The sequence below is a fragment of the Streptomyces yongxingensis genome (assembly GCF_055597465.1).
Map to the genome: position 1 here is coordinate 3,306,685 of NZ_CM145717.1, position 19,175 is coordinate 3,325,859.

Annotated in this window: 18 protein-coding genes; 7 read left to right on the forward strand and 11 right to left on the reverse strand. The window is 73.5% G+C overall.

What is annotated here, in order from left to right; translation table 11 throughout:
- Nucleotides 1-128 precede the first annotated feature (128 nt).
- Nucleotides 129-1,244: a lytic polysaccharide monooxygenase gene (locus ACZ6TD_RS13825; RefSeq protein ID WP_471353953.1), complete on the forward strand. Its 1,116-nt coding sequence runs from the start codon at nucleotides 129-131 to the stop codon at nucleotides 1,242-1,244.
- Between the two features lie 120 nt (nucleotides 1,245-1,364).
- On the opposite strand, the gene ACZ6TD_RS13830 is transcribed toward ACZ6TD_RS13825, so the two are convergent.
- A complete protein-coding gene (locus ACZ6TD_RS13830) occupies nucleotides 1,365-1,943 on the reverse strand; it encodes an AMIN-like domain-containing (lipo)protein (protein ID WP_471353955.1) in 579 nt (192 codons plus the stop codon).
- A 305-nt stretch (nucleotides 1,944-2,248) separates the two neighbouring features.
- On the opposite strand from ACZ6TD_RS13830, the gene ACZ6TD_RS13835 reads away from it, so the two are divergent.
- Nucleotides 2,249-3,157, forward strand: a complete 909-nt coding sequence (locus ACZ6TD_RS13835) for a GNAT family N-acetyltransferase (RefSeq protein WP_471353957.1) — start codon at nucleotides 2,249-2,251, stop codon at nucleotides 3,155-3,157.
- 101 nt (nucleotides 3,158-3,258) lie between these two features.
- Nucleotides 3,259-5,016, forward strand: a complete 1,758-nt coding sequence (gene treZ / locus ACZ6TD_RS13840; protein WP_471353959.1) for a malto-oligosyltrehalose trehalohydrolase — start codon at nucleotides 3,259-3,261, stop codon at nucleotides 5,014-5,016.
- A 79-nt stretch (nucleotides 5,017-5,095) separates the two neighbouring features.
- Here the strand turns inward: treZ and msrB are convergent, their stop codons facing one another.
- The 4 genes from msrB to ACZ6TD_RS13860 form a co-directional block, all read right to left on the reverse strand.
- A complete protein-coding gene (gene msrB / locus ACZ6TD_RS13845; RefSeq protein ID WP_471353961.1) occupies nucleotides 5,096-5,503 on the reverse strand; it encodes a peptide-methionine (R)-S-oxide reductase MsrB in 408 nt (135 codons plus the stop codon).
- A 14-nt stretch (nucleotides 5,504-5,517) separates the two neighbouring features.
- Entirely contained in the window at nucleotides 5,518-6,939 is a 1,422-nt protein-coding gene (gene murC / locus ACZ6TD_RS13850) for a UDP-N-acetylmuramate--L-alanine ligase (protein WP_471353962.1), read from the reverse strand.
- 156 nt (nucleotides 6,940-7,095) lie between these two features.
- Nucleotides 7,096-7,572: an indole-3-glycerol phosphate synthase gene (locus ACZ6TD_RS13855; RefSeq protein WP_471353964.1), complete on the reverse strand. Its 477-nt coding sequence runs from the start codon at nucleotides 7,570-7,572 to the stop codon at nucleotides 7,096-7,098.
- Between the two features lie 75 nt (nucleotides 7,573-7,647).
- Nucleotides 7,648-8,505: a pyrimidine reductase family protein gene (locus tag ACZ6TD_RS13860; protein ID WP_471353966.1), complete on the reverse strand. Its 858-nt coding sequence runs from the start codon at nucleotides 8,503-8,505 to the stop codon at nucleotides 7,648-7,650.
- Nucleotides 8,506-8,572: 67 nt separating this feature from the next.
- Here ACZ6TD_RS13860 and zapE point away from each other — a divergent pair, with 67 nt between their 5' ends.
- A complete protein-coding gene (gene zapE, locus ACZ6TD_RS13865) occupies nucleotides 8,573-9,679 on the forward strand; it encodes a cell division protein ZapE (RefSeq protein ID WP_471353968.1) in 1,107 nt (368 codons plus the stop codon).
- A 291-nt stretch (nucleotides 9,680-9,970) separates the two neighbouring features.
- Nucleotides 9,971-11,398, forward strand: coding sequence for a PhoX family protein (locus ACZ6TD_RS13870; protein ID WP_471353969.1), 1,428 nt, complete (start codon nucleotides 9,971-9,973; stop codon nucleotides 11,396-11,398).
- A 241-nt stretch (nucleotides 11,399-11,639) separates the two neighbouring features.
- Here ACZ6TD_RS13870 and ACZ6TD_RS13875 read toward each other — a convergent pair whose 3' ends face one another.
- From ACZ6TD_RS13875 to ACZ6TD_RS13885, 3 genes are read right to left on the reverse strand one after another with little or no spacing between them, the layout of a single operon-like run.
- On the reverse strand, nucleotides 11,640-11,792 hold the full coding sequence (locus ACZ6TD_RS13875) for a hypothetical protein (protein WP_471353971.1): 153 nt from the start codon (nucleotides 11,790-11,792) through the stop codon (nucleotides 11,640-11,642).
- Nucleotides 11,793-11,802: 10 nt separating this feature from the next.
- Nucleotides 11,803-12,471 carry an ABC transporter gene (locus tag ACZ6TD_RS13880; protein WP_471353972.1) on the reverse strand — a complete coding sequence of 223 codons (669 nt, stop codon included), beginning with the start codon at nucleotides 12,469-12,471 and terminating at the stop codon, nucleotides 11,803-11,805.
- Complete coding sequence (locus ACZ6TD_RS13885; protein WP_471353974.1) at nucleotides 12,468-13,400, reverse strand: ABC transporter ATP-binding protein; 933 nt, start codon at nucleotides 13,398-13,400, stop codon at nucleotides 12,468-12,470. Before ACZ6TD_RS13885 ends, ACZ6TD_RS13880 begins: the two co-directional genes overlap by 4 nt.
- A 310-nt stretch (nucleotides 13,401-13,710) precedes the next feature.
- Here ACZ6TD_RS13885 and ACZ6TD_RS13890 point away from each other — a divergent pair, with 310 nt between their 5' ends.
- A complete protein-coding gene (locus ACZ6TD_RS13890) occupies nucleotides 13,711-14,412 on the forward strand; it encodes a peptidyl-tRNA hydrolase (RefSeq protein ID WP_471357721.1) in 702 nt (233 codons plus the stop codon).
- Nucleotides 14,413-14,499: 87 nt separating this feature from the next.
- Here the strand turns inward: ACZ6TD_RS13890 and ACZ6TD_RS13895 are convergent, their stop codons facing one another.
- Nucleotides 14,500-15,411 (reverse strand): class I SAM-dependent methyltransferase, encoded by a 912-nt coding sequence (locus ACZ6TD_RS13895; RefSeq protein WP_471353976.1) that lies wholly within the window; start codon nucleotides 15,409-15,411, stop codon nucleotides 14,500-14,502.
- Nucleotides 15,412-15,682: 271 nt separating this feature from the next.
- On the opposite strand from ACZ6TD_RS13895, the gene ACZ6TD_RS13900 reads away from it, so the two are divergent.
- On the forward strand, nucleotides 15,683-16,750 hold the full coding sequence (locus tag ACZ6TD_RS13900) for an NAD-dependent epimerase/dehydratase family protein (protein WP_471353977.1): 1,068 nt from the start codon (nucleotides 15,683-15,685) through the stop codon (nucleotides 16,748-16,750).
- A gap of 384 nt (nucleotides 16,751-17,134) precedes the next feature.
- Here the strand turns inward: ACZ6TD_RS13900 and ACZ6TD_RS13905 are convergent, their stop codons facing one another.
- Both ACZ6TD_RS13905 and ACZ6TD_RS13910 read right to left on the reverse strand, forming a co-directional pair.
- Entirely contained in the window at nucleotides 17,135-18,247 is a 1,113-nt protein-coding gene (locus tag ACZ6TD_RS13905) for a sensor histidine kinase (RefSeq protein ID WP_471353979.1), read from the reverse strand.
- Complete coding sequence (locus ACZ6TD_RS13910) at nucleotides 18,240-19,118, reverse strand: response regulator transcription factor (protein ID WP_471353981.1); 879 nt, start codon at nucleotides 19,116-19,118, stop codon at nucleotides 18,240-18,242. The genes ACZ6TD_RS13905 and ACZ6TD_RS13910 overlap by 8 nt, the downstream gene beginning before the upstream one ends.
- Between the last annotated feature and the right edge of the window lie 57 nt (nucleotides 19,119-19,175).

Consider the following 19,175-nt stretch of genomic DNA (forward strand, 5'->3'; position numbering starts at 1 on the left):
AATGCCTGCGGCCTCCACGTCCTGAAGCATTTACAGCTGCCCGGGGGCGCGCTACGTTCACCAAGAATTGGGAGCGCTCCCACGCCGACGGTTCCTGACCCGTTCACGTCGAAGGGAAAGCACGCGCAATGCCTCGACGATCACTGGCACTCGCCTCTTCCGCACGCCCGCCGGGCGGCTCCCGCACGCGCAGGTCCGTACTGCTGGTCCTGCTCTCGGTCCTGCCCGCCCTGGGCCTCGTCTTCTTCTCCGGCGGCAGCGCCTCCGCACACGGCGCCCCGATGGCGCCGGGCAGCCGCACCTACCTCTGCTGGAAGTACAGCCTGTCCTCGACCGGTGAGGTCAAGCCGACCAACCCGGCGTGCAAGGCCGCGTACGACAAGAGCGGCGCGACGCCCTTCTACAACTGGTTCGCGGTGCTCCGCTCGGACGGCGCGGGCCGCACCAAGGGGTTCATCCCGGACGGCAAGCTGTGCAGCGGCGCGGCCACCGTCTATGACTTCTCCGGCTTCGACCTGGGCAGCAAGGACTGGCCGGTGACCCATCTGACGTCCGGCAAGTCGATGCAGTTCTCGTACAACGCCTGGGCCGCGCACCCCGGGTCGTTCCGCAGCTATGTCACCAAGAGCCCCATCGACCCGACCAAGCCGCTCACCTGGAACGACCTGGAGGACCAGCCGTTCAACACGGTGACGAACCCGCCGCTGTCCGGTCAGGTCGGAACGGTGGACGGCAAGTACACCTGGACGGCCAATCTGCCCTCCGGCAAGAGCGGGCGCCACATCATCTACACCGTGTGGACGCGCTCGGACAGCCAGGAGACCTTCTACAGCTGCTCCGACGTGGTCTTCGACGGCGGCAACGGCGAGGTGACGGTCCCGGGCGTCGGCAGCGGCGGCGGTGGCAGCGACCCCACGGACCCGCCGGGCAACCCGCCGACGGCCTCCTGTGCCGCCACCCAGAAGGTGACCAGCACCTGGAACGGCGGCTACCAGACCGAGGTGACGGTCTCCAATTCCGGTGCCACGCCCATCTCCTCGTGGATGGTCGACTGGACGGTGCCGTCCGGACAGCGGATCGACAGCGTCTGGAACGGCAAGCTGACCACCACCGGCGCCTCGGCCTCGGTGACCAACGCCGACTGGAACGGTTCACTGGCCACCGGGGCCTCGACGACCTTCGGCTATACGGCCGGCGGCGGCTCTCCGGACACAACGGCCGCGCCGATCTGCATGGTGCACTAGTCTGCGTCTCACACCGGTCCACGCAGGTGCTCCGACCCGCTCATTGATCTGTCAGGTGCACCTCATCCCGCGCGCCGGTCTGCCGCTCCTTCCCCCTCGCGGGCGGCAGACCGGCCCCGCTCAGCTCGCCTCGTTCCAGGAGTGGGCGACGTCCACGACCAGATGGCCGTCCGACTGGAAGACGCGGAACGGCAGCCGCGCCCGCACCCCGAGCCCGACCTGGGTCTCCCCCTCGAAGCTGCTGGCGTAGCGGGTGTCCCGGAAGGTCTTGTAGCCCGAGACGTCCACCCCCGGCAGCGGCTGTCGGGCCTTGCCCGGGTACGTGCTCTCGCCCGCCTCGTAGTCGTAGCTGGACGCGCCCACCTTGATCTCCAGGATCGCCCCGCCGCCGACCGGGATCGGATCACCGGTACCGGCCTGGTTCAGGGTCTCGACGTAGCCGACGCGGTAGCCGATCCGGTCGGCGGCCGTCGCACCCCTGATGTCGAAGACCATGCGGTCGTAACACTCGTTCTGACCGGTTCTGATGTTCTCCAGCGGCTTCCCGCTGAGGGACGGCTCCGTCTTGTCGAGGCTGCCCCAGGCGGTCGCGCACGCCGCCACCTGGCTCGTGCCGACGGCCTGCGCGACCCCGGCCGTCCCCGCCAGCCCGGCGCCTGCCAGCACGATCGCCGCGATCGCGGTTCCCCACCGTCGCATGTCCAACCTCCATGGGTCGATTCCGGATAACGCGCCCTTGTGACGCAAGGGGTTCGACCGGGCGTGGGAGGCGGAGGTTGTCCCCATCGAAAGAATCTTGGGAACCCCCTAAAAGGCGTGGACGCGGAGGCGGGGGCGTGGCTAGAGTGCGGGCACGCCCTTGATCGAGGAAGGAGGCGAGAGCAATGGACATCACGACACCTCCGCGCTCCCGCCCCCTGTCCCCCGGGCGTATCCGCGTCTGATCACGCATCCGCCGATCAGGCATCCGACCGGGAGCGCATCACTCTCCTGGAAGGAATCCCATGACCGATCTGGTCATCCGTCCCCTCACCGAGGGCGACGCCCATCTGTTCCACGATCTGCACGTCCCCGCGCTCGTCGGCCGGGGCACCCTCGGCCACACCTACGCCACCGTCGGCCAGGGCGGCGAGTACCGCCCCGACTGGACCTGGGTGGCGCTGCGCGAGGGGCGGGTCGTGGCCCGTGCCGCGTGGTGGGCCGGGCCGGAGGACTCCGCGCCCATCGCCCTGGACTGGTTCGACTTCGCCGAGGGCGAGGCCGACGCGGCCGCCGAACTGCTGCGCACCGCACCGCTGCGCACCGAGTACAGCCTGCTGGCCCCGCCCGGCTGGCGCGACCGGCCCGAGGTGCGGGCCGCCGCCCAGGCCCGTGTCGACGCCGCCGTGGCGGCCGGGCTCGAGCCCCTGGTCGAGCGCTACCGCTATGAGTGGACGCCGGAGTGCGGACTGCCCGCCCGCCCGGGGCGTCTTGAGTTCCGGCCGGAGCCCGACGACGCGGTGATCGAGGACGTGCTGCGCCGCATCATGCCGGGCTCGCTCGACGCCCACGACCGGCGCGCCATCGAACGAGAAGGTGTCGACGCCGCGGTGCGGGAGCTCATGGACTTCCTCTCCTGGTGCCCGTCGCCGCGCGAGTGGTGGCGGCTGGCGTGGACGCCCGAGGGGGAGCTGGTCGGCATCCAGGTGCCCGCGCACAACCCCAACGGCCCGTGCGTGGGCTATATCGGGGTCGTCGCCGAGCAGCGCGGTCACGGCTACGCGTACGACCTGCTCGTGGAGTGCACCCACGATCTGGTGGAACGGGGGGCCACGAAGATCGCGGCGGCGACGGACCAGCCCAACCTGCCCATGGCCGCGCACTTCGCCAGGGCGGGGTATCCCATCACCCAGGAGCGCATCGACCTCGTCTGACCGATGTCGACCCGCTGACCGATGTCGCCCTGCTGCGCCGCCGGCGCCGCGTCCCGCAGCATGGTCGAGGACCGCAGCCAGGTCGAGGTGAGGAGACGCCAGTGCTGTTCGAGGTGTGGGCGCCGCACGCCGAGCGGGTCGGGCTCCATGTGGACGGGCGGGACCGCCCCATGGAACCCGACCCGGGCCGCCCGGGGTGGTGGCGGGCCGAGGCCGAGGCCGGGCCCGGCACGCGGTACGGCTTCGCGCTCGACGACGGCCCATCGCTCCCCGATCCGCGCTCCCGCCGCCAGCCGGACGGCCCGGAGGGGCTGAGCGCGGTGGTCGACCACTCCCGCTTCCGCTGGGAGCGGGAGTGGTTCGGGCGGCCGCTGCCGGGCGCGGTCCTCTACGAGCTGCACATCGGCACCTTCACCCATGAGGGCACCTTCGACGCGGCGGCTGAACGGCTGCCGCACCTGGCCGAGCTGGGCATCACGCATGTGCAGCTGATGCCCGTCTGCCCGTTCCCCGGGATCCATGGCTGGGGGTACGACGGCGTGGCGCCCTGGGCGGTGCACGAGCCGTACGGCGGGCCGGAGGGGCTGGCGCGCTTCGTGGACGCCGCGCACGGGCACGGCCTCGGCGTGGTCCTCGATGTGGTCCACAACCATCTGGGCCCCTCCGGGAACCACCTCCCGGCCTTCGGCCCGTACTTCACCGACACCCACCACACCCCCTGGGGCGCGGCGGTCAACCTCGACGCGCCCGGCTCCGACGAGGTGCGCGCGTACTTCATCGGCAGCGCGCTCGCCTGGCTGCGCGACTTCCGCCTCGACGGGCTGCGGCTGGACGCGGTGCACGCCCTGCGCGACACCCGGGCCCGGCACTTCCTGGCCGAGCTGTCGGCCGCCGTGGACGCGCTGGCCGCCCGCACCGGCCGTCCGCTGTTCCTCATCGGCGAGTCCGATCTCAACGATCCGCGCACCACCGCCCCGCGCGAGGCGGGCGGCCACGGTCTGCACGCGCAGTGGAACGACGACTTCCATCACGCCCTGCACACCTTCCTCACCGGTGAGCGGCAGGGCTACTACGCCGACTTCGCCGCCGAGGGGCCCGGGGCCCTGGTCAAGACGCTGATGGGCGGTTTCTTCCACGACGGCACCCACTCGGCGTTCCGGGGCCGCCGCCACGGCAGTCCGCTGAACACCCACACCACCCCCGCGCACCGGCTGCTCGGCTACGCCCAGACCCATGACCAGGTGGGCAACCGCGCGGTCGGCGACCGGCTCTCCGCCCGGCTCTCCCCCGGGCTGCTGGCCTGCGCGGCGGCCGTGGTGCTGTGCGCGCCCTTCACCCCCATGCTCTTCATGGGCGAGGAGTGGGGCGCCCGCACACCCTGGCAGTACTTCACCGACCACCAGGATCCCGAGCTGGCCGAGGCGGTGCGGTCCGGCCGCCGCCGGGAGTTCGCCGCCCACGGCTGGGCGGAGGGCGACGTGCCCGACCCCCAGGACCCGGCCACCCGGCTGCGGTCCTGCCTCGACTGGCGGGAGCCGGAGCGGGAGCCGCACCGGGCGCTGCTCGACTGGTACCGCCGGCTGATCGCACTGCGCCGCGCCGAACCGGCCCTGACCGACCCCACCTGGTCGTACACCGGCCTGTCCTCCGGTTCGGACGGCTGCTTCAGCTTTCAGCGCGGCCCGCTGCGGGTCCTGCTCAACCCGGGCGACCGGCCGGTCAAGACCTGGCTCGGGCCCCGTACCGGCGAGGTCACCGAGGTGGTGGCCGCCTGGCGGCGGATCGAGCCGCCGGGTCCGGACGGCATGCTGAGGCTGCCGCCCGAGACCGCCGCCGTGCTGCGCTGCGGCTCACGATGAGGAGCCCGAGGCCCGGGCCGAGACGCCTGAGCCTCTCCTCGGGCGTCAGCTCTCCTCGGGCGTCAGCTCTCCTCGGGCGTCAGCTCTCCTCGGGGCTCAGCCGCAGCGAGATGGAGTTGATGCAGTACCGCTGGTCGGTCGGGGTGGGGTAGCCCTCGCCCGAGAAGACATGGCCCAGGTGGGAACCGCAGCGGGCACACCGCACCTCGGTGCGGACCATCCCGTGCGAGCGGTCCTCGAGCAGTTCTACGGCCGAGCTGTCCGCCGGGTCGTAGAACGACGGCCAGCCGCAGTGGCTCTCGAACTTCGTCTCCGAGCGGAAGAGCTCCGCCCCGCACGCCCGGCAGGAGTAGACGCCGACCGTCTTGCTGTCGGTGTACTCACCGGTGAAGGCACGCTCGGTACCGGCCTCCCGCAGCACGTGGTACTCCTGCGGGGTCAGCTCCGCGCGCCACTGCTCCTCCGGCTTGTCGATCTCGTACGCCATGGGGACGGACCTCCTCAGTTCTCCGGACTCTGCAGGCGGGCGAGGATCTCCGGACCGAGGTCGGTCACATCGCCGGCGCCCATGGTGAGAACAAGGTCACCGGGCTTCGTCATTCCGGCGATCAGCTCGGGCACCGCGTCCCGGTCGTGCTCGGCGGTCACATCCGCCCCGTGGCGGGCCGCGGCGTCGATGATCAGGGCGCTGGTGACGCCGGGGACCGGGTCCTCGCGGGCGGGGTAGATGTCCAGGACCACGGAGGCGTCGGCAAGCGCGAGCGCCTCGCCCATCTCGGTGCCCAGCTCCTGGGTGCGGCTGAACAGATGCGGCTGGAAGACCACCAGCACCCGGCCGTCCCCGGCGCCGCCGCGGATCGCCTCGAGGTCCGCGGCGATCTCGGTGGGGTGGTGGGCGTAGGAGTCGATCACCTGCACCCCGGCCGCGGTGCCCTTGAGCTGGAGCCGCCGCTTGACGCCCGTGTACGAGGCGAGGGCGGGGGCCAGCTCGGCGGCCGGGACGTCGAGGGCGGCGCCCGCGGTGAGGGCGGCCACGGCGTTGAGCGCGTAGTGGCGGCCGGGGACGGAGACGGTGAAGGTGAGCTCCGCGCCCCCCAGGGACTCCGCGAGCCGTACGGTGACCTCGCTGGTCAGCCCGTGCGGCTGGATGGCCAGGACCCTCACGTCCGCGCTCGCGTCCTCGCCGTAGGTGAGCACCCGCAGCCCGTCGCGCCCGCTGACCCGGGTGGTCAGCTCACGGGCGCCGGGGTGGTCGGCGGAGATCACCAGCGCGCCGCCGGGCCGGACCCGGCCGACGAACGTCTGGTACGACTCGTAGATCTCGTCCATCGAGGCGTAGTTGGCGTGGTGGTCGAGCTCCACATTGAGGATGATCGCCACCTCGGGCGCGTACTTGTGGAAGCTGCGGTCGCTCTCGTCGGCCTCGGCGACGAAGATCTCGCCGTCGCCGTGGAGGGCGCTGGAGCCGGGGGCGTCCAGATCGCCGCCGATGACGTAGGACGGGTCCAGGCCGAGGGTGCGCAGCGAGACGGCCAGCATTGAGGTCGTGGTCGTCTTGCCGTGGGTGCCCGCGACCGCGATCGGCCGGGAGCCGTCCATCAGCGCGGCGAGCGCGTCGGAGCGGTGCACCACCGGGATGCCGCGCTCCCGCGCCGTGACCAGCTCGAGGTTGTCGTCGCGGATGGCGCTGGAGACGACGACGCTGGTGGCGTCGGCGGCGAGGTTCTCGGCGGAGTGGCCGATGTGCACCGTGGCGCCGAGCTCACGCAGCGCCCCGACGATCGGCGAGTCCTTGGTGTCGCTGCCCGAGACCCGCGCGCCGCGCATGGCGAGGACCTTGGCCACGCCCGACATCCCGGCGCCGCCGATGCCGATGAAGTGCGGTCGATCCAGCGTGTCGGAGGCGGTGCCGGCCGGTGCCATGTACGGGTCTCCCCTGGTTCGCGGTGTGAGCTGTCGGCCCGATTCTCGCACCCCCGGCGGTCCACCCCCGCCGATGGCCGCGGGGACCGGGGCCGGGGTCGGGACCGGGGCTCAGCCGATGGCCGCCGGGACCGGGGCTGGGACGGGGGCTGGGGCTCAGCCGCCGGCCGTGGGCTGGTCCTCGTCCACCGCGTGCGAGAAGAGCTTCAGCACCGGGACCCCCACCTTGTGGCGCGCCCGCGAGGCCCAGTCCCGGTGGAAGAACTCCTCCACGAAGTGCGGGGCGGTGAGCACGATCACCTCATCGGCCCGGGTCTCCTCCACCACCCCGCGCAGCACCTCCAGCGGATGGCGCTGGACGACATGGCCCCGGGCCCGGCTCCCGGCCGCCTCGAGCGCCGCCACCGAGTGGGCCAGCGCCCGCTCGGCGGGCTCCAGCGCCTCCCTGCCCTCCGGCTCCTCCCCCTCCTGGGCGGCCTGCTCCAGCTCGCCGAGGGCGATGTCGTCGATCGCGCGCAGCAGCCGGTCCTTGCTCCCCCTGGGCTGCATCAGGACGACGAAGGAGACCGGGTCATCGCCGTGCAGGGTGGTGACGAATTCCACGTCGGCGGGGGTCAGGGGCTTCTCAATCATCAATACGCTCGTGAACACGGCGGATGCCCTTCTCCTTCGCGATCCTCTTCGCGGGTTTACGGACGTTTTTATAAGTTATTGGTAAATCCGACGGTAGCGGGTGAAAAGAAACCCGGCTTCCTCCAGAACGGAAGCGAGAGTGAAGCGTTCCGGTTCCCCCAGCACGGGGCCGTTCATGATCCGCTTCGCGTCCCCGGCGGTGACCAGGGGGGCCACCGCCAGACACAGCTCGTCCAGCACTCCGGCCGCCGCGAACTCCGCCAGCAGCGTGGGGCCGCCCTCGGTGAGCAGCCGGGTGTGCCCGAGCTCCGCGAGCGCGGCCACGACCGCCGCCGCGTCCACCCGCCCGGACGGCCCCGCCCCGGCGAAGACCACCTCGGCCCCCGCCGCGCGGGCCGCCTCGATCCGCTCCTCCGCCGCCGTCGCGCCCGTGATCACGATCGTCGGCACCAGCGGCTCGGTGAACAGCGGCCGCGAGAAGTCCAGGTCCAGGCTGGCGCTCACGACGGCGATCGCGGGCGCGGGCGGCTGGCCGAGCGCCGCCCGCCGCTCGGCGAACGCCTCCCGGGCGCGCGCCGGGCGGTAGCCCTCGCGGCGCACGGTCTCCGCGCCCACGACGACGGCGTCGGCGAGCCCGCGCAGCACCCCGAAGATCCGCATGTCCGCGTCGGAGGACAGGGGCTTCGACCGGCCGTCGTGATGGGCCGCCCCGTCCAGCGAGGACACCATGTTGGCCCGCAGATAGGCGCCGGAGGGGCCGTGCGGAGGCTCCGGATACGCGTAGGCGTCGGCCAGTTCGTCAAGCGCCCATTCGCGGTCCTCGGCGGGCGTTACGGCGGAAATGCCCGCAGGTGTCGCGGCGGAGGTTTCGGCAGGCGTTTCGGCAGATGTTTCGGCAGGTGCGGGGACAGGCAGGGGGAACAGGCGTCGCATAGGCCGCAGTGTGACATGCCTCCCTCTCGGACAGTGGTCGGGTGAAGAACGACTACCCTGGATATCCGTGTCCGCACCAACCACCGCATCCGGCTCGGCAGGCCGCATAGCCGCCGAAGCCCCCGCAGCCCTCACCGCCCGTGCACCGCAGGTTCCGGCGGAGCGTCTGGTCGCCGAGATGGTGCCGCCGCCCCGCTTCGCCACCGTGAGCTTCGACAACTACCTCACCGACCCCGGCCAGCCCAGCCAGGCTGAGGCGGTCGAGGCGCTGAGAGCCTTCGCCGCACGGCTCGGCGGCGGCGCGGACGCGAAGGGCGGGCGCCGCAGGCACTGGTTCCGCCGGGAGGCCAAGCCCGCCGCGGGCGGCGGCCCGCGCGGGATGTATCTCGACGGCGGCTACGGCGTCGGCAAGACCCATCTGCTGGCCTCCCTGTGGCACGCCACCCCGGCCGCCCCCGAGTTGAAGGCGTTCGGCACCTTCGTGGAGCTGACGAACCTGGTCGGCGCGCTCGGCTTCCAGCAGACCGTGAAGACCCTGAGCGGCCACCGGCTGCTGTGCATCGACGAGTTCGAGCTGGACGACCCGGGCGACACCGTCCTGGTCTCCACGCTGCTGGGGAAGCTGGTCGAGGCGGGTGTGGCGCTCGCCGCGACGTCCAACACACTGCCCGGCAAGCTGGGCGAGGGCCGGTTCGCCGCGGCCGACTTCCTGCGCGAGATACAGGGTCTGTCCGCCCACTTCCGTACGCTGCGCATCGACGGCGAGGACTACCGCCACCGCGGTCTGCCCGCGGCCCCGGCCCCGCACTCCGACGAGACGGTCACCCGGGCCGCGCACCGCGTCCCCGGCGCCTCCCTGGACGACTTCCCCGCCCTGCTGGACCACCTGTCCCAGGTGCACCCGAGCCGCTACGGCGCGATGTGCGACGGCGTCCAGGCCGTCTGCCTGACCGGGGTCGCCCCGGTCCCCGACCAGTCGACCGCGCTGCGGCTGGTGGTGCTGGCGGACCGGCTCTACGACCGCGAGGTGCCGGTGCTGGCCTCCGGGGTGCCGTTCGACCAGCTCTTCAGCGAGGAGATGCTGCGCGGCGGCTACCGGAAGAAGTACTTCCGGGCGATATCGCGGCTCACCGCCCTCGCCCGCGATGCGAAGGGACTGGCACCTTCTTTTTAGGGCTCGGTTCTCCCCCCAGCTACCGCTGGGAGGTGCTCCCGCCGGGGCGCTTCAGCCGGTGTCGACGGTCGACCGTGCTCGGGCAGTCGTTCCTCGGGCCCTGCGCGCGCTCTCCCTTTCGACACCGACGCGCCCCTTCGGCTCACTCGCCGGCCGTGCCGCGTGGAACAGAGGGTTCCCGCGCATCGCTGATCAAATGACGCGCATCGCTGATCGAATGGTTCCCGCGCGCCCGCGCGCGTGATACACACGTCCGGTCATCTTCTCTGTCCGCCAGCAGGGAGTTACCGCATGTCAGCGACACGACGTCAGCTTCTCGGCCGCACCGGCGCGCTGGGGGCTTCCATCGCCTCGATCGCCTTCACCGGCAGCGTCTCCGAGCTGTTCGCCGGGACGGCCGCGGCCGCCGAACCGGCTTCCCCACCACTCGGCCGGGGTGGCTACGGCCCCCTGGTCCCCGACCCCGACGGGCTGCTCGACCTCCCGGAGGGATTCCGCTACCGGGTGCTCTCGCGCGAGGGCGACGAGCTCCGCTCCGGCGAGGGCAAGGTCCCCAGCCACTGCGACGGCATGGCCGCCTTCCCGGGCCGCGCCGGCGGCCGCCACGGCCGTACGCATCTGGTCCGCAACCATGAGAACCGTAAGGACGCCGCGATCCGGGTCCCCGCCGTGACCGGCCTCACCTACGACCCGATGGGCCTGGGCGGCTGCACCGCCCTGGAGCTCGACTCGGGCAACCACGTACTGTCCGAGCGGGTGGCCATCGCGGGCACCGCGGTCAACTGCGCGGGCGGCCCCACCCCCTGGCACACCTGGCTGACCTGCGAGGAAACCGAGGACCGGGCCGGTACGAACGGCTACACCAAGGACCACGGCTTCATCTTCGAGGTCGACCCCTACGATCCGCGCCGCACTGGCGCCGTGCCGCTCACCGCCATGGGCCGCTTCCAGCACGAGGCCATCGCGGTCGATCCGCGCAGCGGTGTCGTCTACGAGACCGAGGACGCCTTCGAGAAGCCCTTCGGGCTCTTCTACCGCTTCCGGCCGAAGAAGCCGCTCGGCGGCATCGGCTCGCTGCGCGCGGGCGGGGAGCTTCAGGCGCTGCGGGTGCCGGGGGTGCCCGACCTGTCCACCATCCAGGAGCCGGGCACCACCTTCGACCACGTCGAGTGGGTGGACGTCCCCGACCCGCTCGCCCGCCAAACCCCCATCCGCTTCCAGGACTTCGGCCCCGGAGGCATCACCCACGCCCAGAAGCTGGAGGGGTGCTACTGGGGCGGTACGTCGGTCTACTTCGTCTCCAGCTTCGCCAAGAGCGCGGACGGCTCGGCGGCCGACCACTTCGGCCAGATCTGGCGCTACGACCCTGACCGAAGGCGCCTCACACTGGTGATCGTCTTCGGGCCCGAGACGGATGTCCAGCTCCCCGGCGAGTCCCCCGACAACATCACGCTCGCACCCAGCGGCGGCCTGATGGTCTGCGAGGACGGCAACGGCGCGCAGCATGTCTTCGGGGTGACCCGGCGCGGCGAGGTCTACGCGATGGCACGGAACCGCCAGGCCCTGACATCAGCCGCTGCCGCGGCGGGCGGCACACCGGAGGAGCCGGAATGGGGTGAGTTCGCGGGCGTCACCTTCGCACCGGACCGCCGCACGATGTACGTGAACTGCTACACCCCGGGCACGACGTTCGCCGTGACGGGGCCCTGGCGCCATTAGCGCCTGTCCGGCGGAGTGCCGGTCCGGCGGAGCTGCGTGGCGGGGCGCCGTGCCAGGCGTCGCGGGCACGCGAAGCTCCGCCGGGACAGGGCCGAGCGGCCCGTGCGCGGTCCCGGCGGGGGCAGGCGGTGCGCGGCCCCGGCCGAGGCAGTCGGCGCGCCGGTCCCGCCGGGGCACCCGGTGCGCGGCCCCGGCCAGGGCACCCGTACCCGGCCCCGCCTGGGTGCCCGGTGGGCGGTCGCTAGCCGGAGCAGGCGGTGCGCTGGGCCTCCTGCCATTCGCAGACGGGGCACAGCGTCGCTCCGGGGCGCGCGGCGGGGTACTCGGTGGGCTCGCCGCACTGCACGCAGTCGGCGTACGGCGGGCGCTCGGGAAGGTCCGTACGGTCGTCCATGACCCGAACCCTACGACCGGCGGGAGCTCAGCGCGCAGGCCAGCGCGGTCGCCCCGGCGGCGGCCGCGCCGGTCAGGGCCAGGGGCAGCAGGGGCATCGGCACGGTGCCGCTGTGCGAGCCGTCGACCAGCCCCGACACGGCGGCGTTCGCGGGCGAGGCCCCGGCCACCGACACCAGCAGCGCGGCGAGCAGCGTGGCCGGGATCGCCCAGCCGGGGCGGCGCAGCAGCGGCCGGTTGCACAGCGCGCCGACGGCCGTGCCGAGCAGCGCGCACGCGACCGCGGTGAGCAGCCCGGAGACGGTCGCCTCGGGCACGGGGATCTCGTGCAGGTGGTCCGCGGTGTGCGGATCGCCGACCGCCGCGACGAACAGCGTCCCGACGGTGCCGAGCACCAGCGCCGCGCCCAGCGCGGTCAGCACCGAGGCGAGGTGCACCCGGCCCGGCCCCACCGCCGCCGAGGCGCAGTCGCGGGCCGCGGCGGGCTCCTGGGTGACGCACACCCGCACCAGCCAGGCGGCGACGGGCAGCAGCGCGGCGGCGGCGTAACCGAGCGAGTCGAGGATCGGCTGCCCGGTCTGCACCCCGACCCCCAGGAACGCGGCGTAGAGCAGCAGTGGCGGCAGCCAGCGGTGCGAGCGGGCCAGCAGAGCCGTCTGATAGCGCAGCAGCGCGGTCATGCCTTCTCCTTCGCCTCTTGGGCGGGCTCCTGGGTGTCGTTGATGGTCGTCACCGCGCGGATGTGCCAGGGCGGGTCGGCGGTCAGGAGGGTGCGGAGCAGGGCATCGGAGTCGGCGGCGCCGACCTCGACCGTCAGCCGTACGCCCCGCCCCGCCGGACCGTCGGCCCCGCTCCCGTGCGCGGGCGCGGGACCGTACTCGCGCACCACCGCGCCCGGCAGCTCACCGGGCAGCCCGGCCCCCGCCACTCCTTCGGCCTCCACCCGCACCCGTAGCCCGACGCGGGGTCTGTCCTGCGCCACCGACGACCGAACCGTGCCGTCCACCGGCTCCAGCCGGGTCTCGGCGACGCGCAGGACGCGGTCCGGGGCCCCGGCCAGGCGGCGTGGGTCGTGGTCGACGAAGACGACCGCGCCGCCGTCGGCGACGCGTTCGGCGACCGCCGTGTCCAGCACCCGGCGCGCGGCCTGGTCCAGGCCGGTCCACGCCTCGTCCAGGATCAGCAGGCCGGGGGCGGCCAGCAGCGCCTGTGCCACGGCGATCTTCTGGCTGGTGCCCTTGGACAGCTCGGCGAGCGGGGTGCCGGCGTAGCCGTCCGCGCCGAACCGCTCCAGCCACTCCCCCGCCCCGCGCGCCGCCGCGGCGCGGGACAGCCCATGGATCCGTCCCAGGTGGGTGAGGTAGCCGAGCGCGGAGAAGGGCAGCTCGGCCGGGAACCGCTCGGGGACGTAAGCGGTGGGCGGGCGGCCGGTGATCCGGCCCGCGCTGGGGGCGTCGATCCCGGCGAGCAGCCGCAGCAGCGTGGACTTTCCGCTGCCGTTGCGCCCCTGGATACGGGTCAGCGAACCCGGCGGCACCTCGAGATCGACACCCCGCAGCACCCAGGGTCCGCCCAGGCCGTAGCGGCGGCCGACTCCTCGCAGTCTCATGCCGGTTGAGCATAGGCGCGCCCCTCGGGGAGGGGAGGCCCTCGGCGCGCGGAGGCCCGGGGCCCCGTCCGGCGGATCGTCGCGGGCCCGCGACGATCGGCACGGCGCCCCCGGTCAGCCGCTGTGTCACAGGCGCGAAGATCCCGGACCGGGCCTGCTGGCGGTCCTGGCACACTGGGCGGGTGACCAGCACCGACGCCGACACCGAGACCGGCACCCAGACGACCGCTCACCAGGGCACCGGGTCCGGCGCCCGCAGCAGCCCGTTCCGGCAGCCGAGACCGACCGGGACGCCGCGCCGCAGTTCGTCCTGCCCCTGGTGGTCCGGATCGAGAAGGCCGCGCCCCCGGCGCGTACGGACGCCCTGGAGACGGCGGCGCGCGCGGTGCTGGTGCTGCTGTCGGACGAGCGGGCGACGGCCGCCGACGGCGAGTGGGCCCAGGCCGTACGGGACTGGCAGGACGCCCGGATCCGCAAGGTCGTACGGCGGGCGCGCGGCGCGGAGTGGCGGCGCGCGTCCGGGCTGCCGGGCATCACGGTCACGGGCCGGGTGCCCGCCGCCGATGACGGGGACGAGCCCGCATCGGGGGACGGGGCTTCGTCGGCGGCCGCCGAGGTGCGGGTGTTCCCGCCGGTACCGCTGGACGGCTGGCCCAAGGAGCTGGCCAAGCTCCAGGTCTCCGGCACCGACCTGGACGACCCCGAGCCGCCGCCCGCCCCCGACCCCACCGGTCCGGTGCTGTGGCTGAACCCCCATGTGGAGATGTCGGCGGGCAAGTCGATGGCCCAGGCCGGGCACGGCGCCCAGCTGGCCTGGTGGGAGCTGGACGACGCGGCGCGGGCGGCCTGGCGCGAGGCCGGGTTCCCGCTGGCGGTGCGTACGGCGTCGGCCGAACGGTGGGACGAGCTCACCGCGAGCGGCCTGCCGGTGGTGCGCGACGCGGGGTTCACCGAGATCGTCCCGGGGTCCTGCACAGTCGTGGCGGACCACCCGGCGCTGCGGCGGTGGTAAGACCGTCCGCGACGCTGGGGGCTCTCGACGCTGGGGGCTCGGGAGCCCGGGGACAGACAGCCCCCGGGCTCCCTCCGCGCCCGGGGGCTACCCCTTGCGGCGGCGGATAGCGCGGGTGACGACCGGCGGGAGCACATCGGCGGCGAACCGCCGGACCGCTGTGGGGCGGCGTGCGGCGGGCGCGGACGCCGGTGCGGTGGACGCGGAGCGCGGCTCGGGAGCCGGGTCGCGCGGCTCATGGGCGAAGCGGGAAGTGGGTGGGGTCGGGTTCGCGGGCTTCCCCGAGAACCGCAGCACCCTGCGGCCCGCGATCTCCTGCACGCTGGTGTGCATCCCCTTGCGCCACTCCTCGTCCGCGAGCAACTCGTCCTGGATCGGCTCCGGGTCGCCCCAGGTGCCGTAGAGCTTCTGTGTGGACAGGCAGATGGGCCGCAGGCCGCCGGTGAACACCGCCTCCCAGGTCGCGGCGGCCACGCCGGGGGTGTGCTCGGAGCGGAAGTCGTCGAGGACGACGAGGCCGTCGGGTACCAGTGTGTCGTGCGCGGTGTCGATGTCGCCCGCCACGTGCTCGTACAGGTGCGAGGCGTCCACGTGGATGAAGCGGCAGGTGTTCGCGGCGACGTGGTCGGGCACGACGGAGGTGGGGCCCTGGATGACGTTCGGCAGCTCGTCCCAGAAGGCCAGGTAGTTCTGCTCGAAGGCGGTGCGGGTCAGGGTGGCGTACGACTTGCGCGCCTCCGCCGCGTTCTTCTCGTCCGGCGCCTCGGCGTCGAAGAGGTCACAGATCGTGAACCGCTCGTTCGCCCGCAGATAGGCGGCGGTGAAGATGGCGCTCTTGCCCATGTAGGCACCCATCTCCATCAGGTCCCCGCGCTGTCCGAGGCGCTCCTGACGGCTCAGAAAGCGGTCGAAGAGCACTTGGTCAAGGCTGGGGAACCATCCCTTGACGTCGTTGAGGCAGCGGGGACGCGGGGCCGCGGGGGCGGTGGTGACCGTCATGTGGCTCTCTGTTCGTCGATGGCGGCGGTCTTGAGAGACGTGTCCGGTTGAACGTGTCCGTTTGAACGTGTCCGGGAGCCCCAGGAGGACAGGGCTTGGGGACGGGGTCCCGGGGACGCGAGTGGGCGCCACGGTCGCAGTGGAAGGCAACGCCGGGCCGTCCCCCTTGTGACCATTCTGTGACCACGCCTCCTCCGGAAGGTCTTACGGAGCGGTGACGGAACGGCGCGGGGGCGGGCCCGAGCCCCCGCTCGGGCCTAGCGTCGCCCCCATGCGCGTACTGGTCACCGGAGGTGCGGGCTTCATCGGCTCGCACATCGTCACCGCCCTCGTCGAGCACGGCCATGAGCCGGTCGTCCTCGACGCCCTGCTTCCCGCCGCTCATCCGACGGCGGCCCATCCGGCTCCGCCATCCGTGGACGGGGAGTGGATCCACGCCGATGTGCGGGACCGGGAGGCGGTGGCCGCGGCGCTGCGCGGCGTGGACGCCGTCTGCCACCAGGCGGCGATGGTCGGTCTCGGCAAGGACTTCGCGGACGCCCCGGCCTATGTGGGCTGCAATGACCTGGGCACGGCGGTGCTGCTGGCGGCGATGGCCGAGCGCGGAGTGCGCGAACTGGTGCTGGCCGGGTCGATGGTCGTCTACGGCGAGGGGCGCTACGACTGCCCCCGCCACGGCCGGGTCCGTCCCGGACCACGCGCCGAGGTGGACCTCGCGGCGGGCCGCTTCGACCCCCTCTGCCCGGAGTGCGGCACCCCGCTGCGGCCCGGTCTGGTGGACGAGGACGCCCCGGCCGATCCCCGCAATGTGTACGCGACGACGAAGCTGGCCCAGGAGCACCTGGCGGCGGCCTGGGCCCGGTCAGTGGGCGGCCGCGCGGTATCGCTGCGCTACCACAATGTGTACGGGCCGGGGATGCCGCGCGACACCCCCTACGCGGGGGTCGCCTCCTTCTTCCGCTCGGCCCTGGCGCGCGGCGAGGCGCCCACGGTCTTCGAGGACGGGGGCCAGCGCAGGGACTTCATCCATGTCCGTGACGTGGCCGCCGCCAATGTCGCCGCCCTGGAGGCGGCGCGGGAGGCGGTGGCCCCGTCCGCGCTGACCGCGTACAACACCGGCAGCGACGACCCCCATACGGTGGGCGAGATGGCCACGGCCCTGGCCACGGCGTTCGGCGGCCCCGCGCCCGTGGTGACGGGCGGCTACCGGCTGGGCGACGTACGGCACATCACCGCGTCGTCCCGCCAGATCCGCGACCAACTGGGCTGGCGCCCGGCGGTCTCGTTCCACGAGGGCATGACCGAATTCGCCCACGCCCCGCAACGAGCGGGGGTGTGAGGGAGCGGGGGCGCCTACGGGGTGTCCGGCGTATCTTTCCCCTCCCCGCCCCTTCCCGTTACCAGGGGGCTTCGCCCCTGGACCCCGCGGGGTCCAGGGGCGAAGCCCTGCCACGCGGCGGAGCCGCATATCGATGCTGCGGGAAGGGGCGGGGCGGGGAGCAGCCCGCCGCAGGCGCCCCGTCCCCGGACAGCACACCTAGGGCCTGAGGGGCGGCGGGCTCAGGTGCCGCCATCCGAGGCAGACGGGACCGCTCAGGCGACGGCGGCCCGAGCGAGACCGAGCCCTCGCGTGGCGGCGGGGTGAGGAGCAGGGACCCCACGTTGCGGCGGCGGGCCGAGGGGCAGGGCCCCTACGTTGCGGCGGTCCGGGAGCGCCAGGCCCTCACATCGCGGCGGCGGGGAGGCGGACCTCGAAGCGGCAGCCGCCGTCGACGTTGCGGACCGCCGCCTGGCCGTCGTGAGCCTCGACGATGCCGCGGACGATGGCCAGGCCCAGACCGGCACCCGCCGGGGGCGTGCGGGCGTCGCTGCCCCGCCAGCCGGTGTCGAAGACCCGCGGGAGGTCTTCCTCCGGGATCCCGCCGCAACCGTCGGTGACCGACAGGACGACCGTGTCCGCCTCGCGCTCGGCGGTCACCGCGACCGTGCCGTCCGCCGGAGTGCGGCGGACCGCGTTGACGAGGAGGTTCCCGAGCACACGGGTCATCTCCTTGCCGTCGACCTCCACCGGGATGGGGTCCACGCGGTCGCCGATCAGCTGGACACCCAGCTCGCGGGCGAGCGGATCGACCCCGGCGAGGGCGTCGCCGACCAGGTCGTAGACGGAGATCCGGGTGGGGCTGAGGGAGAGCGCCCCGGCGTGGATGCGGGAGAGCTCGAAGAGGTCGCCGACCATCGTGTTCAGCCGCTCCACCTCGGTGCGTATCCGGCGGAGATAGCGGTCCGGGTCCGGGGCCACCCCGTCCTCCAGGGCCTCGGACATCGCGCGCAGCCCCGCCAGCGGGGTGCGCAGATCGTGGGAGATCCAGGCGACCAGCTCCCGGCGGGAGGACTCCAGGGCGCGCTCACGCTCACGGGAGGCGGCCAGCTTGGCGCTGGTGGCGGCCAGTTCACGGCCGAGCGCGGCGAGTTCGGCGGTGGCCTGGCCGTCGGGGGCGGCGAAGCTCCCGCCGTCCCCGAAGGAACGGGCGGCGAGGGCCAGCGCGTTGCTGCGCGCCACCACCCAGCGGCCCAGCAGCAGCGCGGTGGCCAGGGACACCACGGCGGCCATGGCGCATACGGTCGTGACCACCGTCAGGTCGTGCGGGGACAGGAACATCGCCCAGGCGACCGCCAGCGTCCCGGTGAGCATCGCCGTGACCGCGACGACGGCGACGACGGCGAGGGACACCGCGACCGAACGGCCGCGCACCAGCCGCAGCGCCAGCGCGCCCAGCAGACCGGCCGCCGCCGCGCCGAGGAAGGCGAACACCGCCATGAGGAGCACATCACGCATCGGAGCCCGGCCCCCGTTCCTCGTCCCGCCCCTGATCCGCGCGCCTCTCGTCCTGTCGCCCCTCGTCCCCGCGTCCCTCGTCTCCGCGCCCCTCGTACCGCCGTCCCTGGCCGTAGGTCTCGTCGTCGGTCTCGGGCGGGGCGTCGAAGCGGTAGCCGATGCCCCATACGGTCTGGATGAGCCGGGGCGCGGCGGGATCGTCCTCGACCTTTCCGCGCAGCCGCCGCACATGGACGGTGACGGTGGACAGATCGCCGAAGTCCCAGCCCCACACCTCGCGCATCAGCTCCTCGCGGGTGAAGGCCACCCCGGGGCGGCGCAGCAGGAAGGCCAGCAGGTCGAACTCGCGCACGGTCAGGGCGAGCTCCCGGCCGTCCCGGGCGGCGCGCCGGGCCAGCGGGTCGAGGGTGATCCCGGCGCGGTGCGTCACCTCGTCCGGGCCGGGGCCGGGGCCAGGGCCGGGGCCGGACGAGCCGGGGGCCCGCGGACCGGTGCGGCCGCGGCGCAGCACCGACTCCACGCGCAGCACCAGCTCCCGGGGGCTGAACGGCTTGGTGACGTAGTCGTCCGCGCCGATCTCCAGGCCGAGGATCCGGTCCTCCTCGTCGCCGCGCGCGGTGAGCATGATGACCGGCACCGGGCCCTTGTCCCGCAGCGCGCGGCACACCTCCAGCCCGTCCATGCCGGGCAGCATCAGGTCGAGCACGACCAGGTCCGGTCGGCGGGCGGCGGCGCGGGCGAGCGCCCCGGGGCCGTCGGCGGCCCGGTCCACGGCGAAGCCGGCCCGGCCGAGGTACCCGGCGACGACCTCGGCCACGGTCGGGTCGTCGTCGACGACGAGCACGCGGGTGGGAGAGGGGTTCTGCTGCATGCCCCACAGCGTGACACCGGGTGTGGCACCAGGGGGTGCCGGGGAGCCCGCCGCCCG